4 protein-coding genes are annotated in these 4,644 nt (G+C 58.5%); 2 read left to right on the forward strand and 2 right to left on the reverse strand.

The features are described from left to right. A partial coding sequence (locus VGG64_04730) for a hypothetical protein (GenBank protein HEY1598883.1) occupies positions 1-466 on the reverse strand: 466 nt, incomplete at its 3' end. 209 nt (positions 467-675) lie between these two features. Here VGG64_04730 and VGG64_04735 point away from each other — a divergent pair. Next, positions 676-876 carry a hypothetical protein gene (locus VGG64_04735; GenBank protein HEY1598884.1) on the forward strand — a complete coding sequence of 67 codons (201 nt, stop codon included), beginning with the start codon at positions 676-678 and terminating at the stop codon, positions 874-876. Between the two features lie 96 nt (positions 877-972). Here VGG64_04735 and VGG64_04740 read toward each other — a convergent pair whose 3' ends face one another. Then, positions 973-3,216, reverse strand: a complete 2,244-nt coding sequence (locus VGG64_04740) for a right-handed parallel beta-helix repeat-containing protein (protein HEY1598885.1) — start codon at positions 3,214-3,216, stop codon at positions 973-975. 477 nt (positions 3,217-3,693) lie between these two features. Here VGG64_04740 and VGG64_04745 point away from each other — a divergent pair. Further along, positions 3,694-4,644 (forward strand): dockerin type I domain-containing protein (locus VGG64_04745; GenBank protein HEY1598886.1); only part of this gene is annotated, 951 nt, incomplete at its 3' end.

The following is a 4,644-nucleotide window of genomic DNA, read 5'->3' on the forward strand; positions in this document are numbered from 1 at the left end:
TGTAGCGCGAAGAGGGAGGAGGCCGGCGCACGGCATCATCCTTCACGATGTGCCGAAACATTTGGATCCCATGACGCGCGGCGAGCGCCCGTCCGATTTTCCAGACGACGATGGCGGCGAGGACCCACAGGGGCAAGACCAGCCGTTCAAGGGCGATCAGCACTAGCATGCAGTATACCGTGCTTCCCATATTGCCTTTGGCGTAGGCAACAATGCACGTAGCGCAAACAAAAGGCCGATTCAAGTCTATGGCGATTCGCTCATCCGAGCCGTCCCTGACGCTCCAATGAAACCAAAACTTATTACCCTGCCAGCTTGCTCGATTGGGAAATGAGTTGGTCTGATAGGTGCCCGGAGGGTCGAAGACTATCCAACCTAGAAACACGGCCGTGCCCGTCACCACGACGAACCACGTCCGCAGGCTGAAGCGGAACCAATGTCGGCGGGCGGGAGGGACAATGGACATGGCGACATTCTATCCGTGAGCGGGCCGCAAATGGAGCTGGCGACACCACGTCGGGCAAATCGCACGGATTATTCTTCGCGCATTCGGCCGTATTGTTTTGCCCGCCCCATGCCGTTGCGACCGCTAAAGGCGGACTTTAACGCGCGCCGCTTGTGTGACGTAGAGTTTGCAAACGTTGGCGCAAGAATCACAATTCCAGGTCGTCGCCCATGTCTATCGATACCAAAGAGTCCTATGACGTAACCAAGGTGCTGGACGAATACCGCGGCATCTCTGTCTTCGGCCGCACCATGGCCGACGGCGAGATTGAGTTTAACTCGACCGTGCAATCGCCCTGCAGAAAGTACGTTTTCAAGGCCGATTCGATCCGCGAGATGCGGGTGAAAATCGATATCGCCTTGGATTCCTAGTTTGCAACGCTCGCGGACCATGTTCGAGCGGACTGGCGGCGTCGCAAATACCTTGCGTTAGCAGGACGAGCAATCGTTTCGCGCCACCGACATTCCTCAGGGCGCATCATGCACTCGTTCATCGGACCGGAGTGCAGTGCGCGCCTTCGGCGGAGCATAGGGATGATCGGGCCTGAGGCCGATTTTGGAAATCTCAATTTGTTCGAATCCGAGTTTAAGCGCCGGTGAGTCGGGTTTCAGTCGCAGATCGCCCTGGTCGAAATTGTCGAACAACGGGTCCGTCGACAGGCTGTGCATCTCGACGCCAAACTCTTGCTCGGCTTGCAGGTGCTTGCGCCCCCACGCAGAGTCGGCGAAGCAGTAATACAAATTGTAATCTGCCTGGCATTCTCGCAGCCGTGGCTCGCCCGCTTGCCCATAGCGGCGGTTCTGAATCATCGGTGGACACGTATTGTTTTGGGCAACGACAATATTCCTCTCGATGCGCGATCCGGTCACAGGATTGACTTCGAGGCCTATATATCCGCGCACGACGCGCTCCGGCCGGATCGGGCGCCGGCTGGGCAAAAGATCGGCCACGATGTTGTTGACGATGTGGTTCACCCCCTTGCTGCAGATTCCTTGCCCGATACATCGCGTTCGATAGATGATGTTTCCCTTAATCGTGGTCTCGTGTTGGTCGTCGTCGCAGCGAATGCCGTCGGCCATCCCATCGCTATCGTTATCGTGGATATAGTTGTGCCGTATTTCGTTGTCACGGCCGGTGCCCGAGATGTAAACTCCGTCGCCGTCCCCCATGATCTCCATGATGTGATGAATCTCGTTCCGCTCAACGATGTTCCTGCGGGCGTGCATGTACGGCTCGCGCACTTGCCAGTCGCCTAACTCTTGCTCGGCGATCTCGGACCAGCGGACGGTTCGATCGGCATCAGGCTTCTCCCGATTCCATCCGGCGCGCGTGCTCACTGTGATGGCGCTATAGGGGATATTGTGAATCAGGTTGTTCGCCACCCGGTTTTCGCCGCTCTGCCAAATCATGATCGCGGGCGTCGCCCAATAAATTTCGCCCGTGTGGTGAATCCAGTTGTTACTGACCTCGTTGCCGCGATTCACGTCCTTCGCGCCTGGTCCATACCCTGCCAGTAGAACTCCTACTCCGCCGAGATGCGCGATCTCATTTCCCACGATGTGGTTCTTTTGGCAGGAAAGGTCGAGTCGGATGCCGCTTCCGCTACTGGCGACGAAACGGCACCTTTCGACGACGCATTCTTCCGCACCTCGAAAACGCAGGGCCGCTGTCGGACGATCAAACATTTCCCAATGATGTTGCAACCCCCAACCGGTATCGCCCTGCCATGGGTAGCGCTCTGCATGGCTGAACGTAAGTCCTCGAAAGACCAATCCCGTCGCGGGCCTGTCGATCGCACGATCGTCGTCGATCGTTCCTTCGACGCGCAGTAATTCTGTCAGCATCGGAGCCACGATATTTTCTCCGGGTTGCGCGCCGCGCGGCCAAAGGTATACCTTTCGCTCTGGCAAATTCACCGCCCACTCGCCCGGCTGATCGAGGACTTCCAGTACGTTTTCGACCCAGGCGCTGATTGGGACAAACTTGACCTTGCCAATCGGACGCGAGGCGGCAGCGCTCGTCGTGGCGATCTGCGTTTGTTCGTCAACCGAGGCCAGTGGTAAAATGCTCATTTCGTAATCGGCGGTCGGGATGACGAGGAGTTCGCCCTCTTTTAAATCGGGCCAGTCGTGCAAGGCACCAGCAGGAAACGTGAGCCGGTCCGGAGCGGTGGTCTTGTCGACCGAGTCGACCGGCGCGAAGCCCTCTCCCCTCGCCCTGGGAAGCCGAACGTCGCCGTCATATAGGGTGAACATTCGATCGATTTCAGGCGGAAGATCTGCGACCCACACGTTGCCCTGCGCGGCCGCGGGAAGATTTGCTGGCTCTTCGCGCGGACGTCGCCAGTTTCGCAGGGGAACGCCCGAGGTAAGAATCGGTCGTTCGTTTGGATAAGCCGCGTACGCAATCGTCCCACCCTGTGGTGCAGAGTCGTCACGCGAAAACACTAGCGTCTTCCTCAATCGATAGATGCCGCTTCGAATCAGGATGGTGGAATTGGGCTTGGCGGCGGTTTCTTTTTCTTTGCGCACCGCGTCGCGCGCTCGCGCGATCGTCGCGAAAGGGCCGTCGCTCTCGGCGTCGTTTGGCGCGGCTAAACGCCCCGACCAATCGTCGCGTCCGTTCTCGGCGACATAAAAGTCGGCCGGCACGTTTTCGATCGCCCCTTGAGATGCAACGGGCCGCGGGAAAGCGGCGAGAACCAGAACCACAAGAAGACGCCCTGCAAGTGATCCCACAGCTCCGATCGTCCTGTGCTGCGTGCTATGACGGGCCGGACCCAGCGTCGCTTGAGTACCCCAGAGCTTTTGAGAACGGTCGGTCATTGATGGCTTTAAATCGGGTTTTCAGAGCGGCGAAGAAGCCAGTGTAGACCAAAAATACTAGAGGATCGAACGCCGGCCAACCTGGCAATAGGGGGCTGAATTCGAGCACACCCTTGCCATGCCAGCAAGGCTACTCGCAAGGGGGGTATTGCAGCATCGCGGGTTGCGGTCCCTCTTCGGGTTCGCAATACTCACTTCGTGAAATCGGTAGAGTCGGCTCTTCCTTGTATCAGGATCAGTCACCAGGCGACCGCATCAGGGATTGGCGGATTTATGCGAATGAAGTTGTTCACACAATGGCGACGGGCTAGCAGCAGGCAACGAACCACGAAGAGTGCACGCCCACGCGCGCGGAGCTTGCGATTGGAATCGCTCGAGGATCGCGCCCTTTTGACGGCCAGCACGGCCGCAGGCTTTGCGGCCAGCGATGTCAACCACGACGGTTACGTTAACGTCTTGGACGTCGTGGCAATCGCCCAATACGTCAACGCTCATGGCATGACCGCGATCTCGGGCCACTCTTCTGCGAGCGGAACGAATACCGCGACGCCGGCAGCCATCACGTCGGACTCGTCGGCCGCCATGGATGTTAACGGGGATGGCTTCGTCAACGTGCTGGATATCGTCGACGAACTCGAGACAATCAATTCGGCGGTCCCGGAAGCACAGTACCTGTTGGTGCCCACGGACAGCTCGGATACGCCTCTCACTGGGCCTGTACCTGTTGGAACGACATTTTACGTTGATGTGTATGTGCAAGACTTGCGCGCGGTTAGTTACGCCGGTATCGCTGGGGGCGATGTCGACGTGACGTATGCAGCCCAGGGAGGCGGCACGGCCGGCGCGACACCCACCGGAATTATCACGGCGGGTCCAAGCTACCCAACCCCCACGGGCGCTATACGCGGCGATGCCACCAGCACACCAGGCGTCGTGTTGAACGTGCAGGGGAGCGAAGCGTTGCATCCGTCAGGAATTCCTTTCTACTACGCTGCGTTGGGGAGTAATCCCGTCCTGCTGGATCGCATTCAGATGACTGCCAACACGGCGGGGATCGTGCAATTCCATACGCAATTTTCACTCGGCGAGGTCACGGTTGACGCTGAGGATACCGGGAGCAATGATCCCGCGCAGATTCCCAATAACCAGATTGGGGCCGGCACCGCCTCGGTCACTATTGTCGCTGCACCGCCGAGCTACCTAGTAGGCTCCGTCTATGCGGACGCCAACGGCGACAATGTTCAGGATCACGGCGAAACGGGCATCAGCGGGATAACCGTGCAATTGCTCAACGCCGCGAGCCAGATCGTGGAT

Source organism: Pirellulales bacterium, assembly GCA_036490175.1.
Taxonomy (GTDB): Bacteria; Planctomycetota; Planctomycetia; order Pirellulales; family JACPPG01; genus JACPPG01.